1 rRNA gene is annotated in these 1,973 nt (G+C 56.0%); it reads right to left on the bottom strand.

Annotated features, from left to right (window positions below):
- Window positions 1-1,973: ribosomal RNA gene (locus tag EDD69_RS15115) — 23S ribosomal RNA — on the bottom strand; the annotation flags it as partial.

The raw sequence follows: 1,973 nt of genomic DNA, 5'->3' as shown, positions 1-1,973 counted from the left end.
GCTCCACGTGTCGCCACGCTTCCACCTCGGACCTATCAACCTCGTCATCTTCGAGGGATCTTACTCGCTTAACGCGATGGGAAATCTCATCTTGAGGGGGGCTTCACGCTTAGATGCTTTCAGCGCTTATCCCTTCCGCACATAGCTACCCAGCGGTGCCCCTGGCGGGACAACTGGTACACCAGCGGTGCGTCCATCCCGGTCCTCTCGTACTAAGGACAGCTCCTCTCAAATTTCCTACGCCCGCGACGGATAGGGACCGAACTGTCTCACGACGTTCTGAACCCAGCTCGCGTACCGCTTTAATGGGCGAACAGCCCAACCCTTGGGACCGACTACAGCCCCAGGATGCGATGAGCCGACATCGAGGTGCCAAACCTCCCCGTCGATGTGGACTCTTGGGGGAGATAAGCCTGTTATCCCCGGGGTAGCTTTTATCCGTTGAGCGATGGCCCTTCCATACGGAACCACCGGATCACTAAGCCCGACTTTCGTCCCTGCTCGACTTGTAGGTCTCGCAGTCAAGCTCCCTTCTGCCTTTACACTCTACGAATGATTTCCAACCATTCTGAGGGAACCTTTGGGCGCCTCCGTTACTCTTTGGGAGGCGACCGCCCCAGTCAAACTGCCCACCTGACACTGTCTCCCACCCCGATCAGGGGTGCGGGTTAGAATTTCAATACAGCCAGGGTAGTATCCCACCGACGCCTCCACCGAAGCTGGCGCTCCGGCTTCCCAGGCTCCTACCTATCCTGTACAAGCTGTACCAAAATTCAATATCAGGCTGCAGTAAAGCTCCACGGGGTCTTTCCGTCCTGTCGCGGGTAACCTGCATCTTCACAGGTACTATAATTTCACCGGGTCTCTCGTTGAGACAGTGCCCAAGTCGTTACACCTTTCGTGCGGGTCGGAACTTACCCGACAAGGAATTTCGCTACCTTAGGACCGTTATAGTTACGGCCGCCGTTTACTGGGGCTTCGGTTCGCACCTTCGCTTGCGCTAAGCGCTCCCCTTAACCTTCCAGCACCGGGCAGGTGTCAGCCCCTATACTTCGCCTTACGGCTTCGCAGAGACCTGTGTTTTTGTTAAACAGTCGCTTGGGCCTTTTCACTGCGGCTCCCCTGGGCTATTCACCCGAGGGAGCACCCCTTCTCCCGAAGTTACGGGGTCATTTTGCCGAGTTCCTTAACGAGAGTTCTCCCGCGCGCCTTAGGATTCTCTCCTCGCCTACCTGTGTCGGTTTGCGGTACGGGCACCTCTCACCTCGCTAGAGGCTTTTCTTGGCAGTGTGGAATCGGGCACTTCGGTACTTTAATTCCCTCGCCATCACAGCTCAGCCTCGTCAAGCGGATTTGCCTGCTTGATGCGCCTAACTGCTTGGACGCGCACTACCAGTCGCGCGCTGGCCCTATCCTCCTGCGTCCCCCCATCGCTCAAACGGTGAGGAGGTGGTACAGGAATATCAACCTGTTGTCCATCGCCTACGCCTTTCGGCCTCGGCTTAGGTCCCGACTAACCCTGAGCGGACGAACCTTCCTCAGGAAACCTTAGGCATTCGGCGCAGAGGATTCTCACCTCTGTTTCGCTACTCATACCGGCATTCTCACTTCTAAGCGCTCCACCAGTCCTTACGGTCTAGCTTCGACGCACTTAGAACGCTCCCCTACCGATGACGCAAGTCATCCCACAGCTTCGGTGGTACGTTTAGCCCCGGTACATTTTCGGCGCAGAGTCACTCGACCAGTGAGCTATTACGCACTCTTTAAATGATGGCTGCTTCTAAGCCAACATCCTGGTTGTCTAAGCAACTCCACATCCTTTTCCACTTAACGTACACTTTGGGACCTTAGCTGGTGATCTGGGCTGTTTCCCTCTCGACCACGGATCTTATCACTCGTAGTCTGACTCCCAAGGATAAGTCGTTGGCATTCGGAGTTTGACTGAGTTCGGTAACCCGATGAGGGCCCCTAGC

The organism is Thermolongibacillus altinsuensis (assembly GCF_004341205.1).
GTDB lineage: Bacteria > Bacillota > Bacilli > Bacillales > Anoxybacillaceae > Thermolongibacillus > Thermolongibacillus altinsuensis.
The sequence above is the reverse complement of the archived record's forward strand: the minus strand, read 5'-3'. Positions and strand labels throughout refer to the sequence as shown.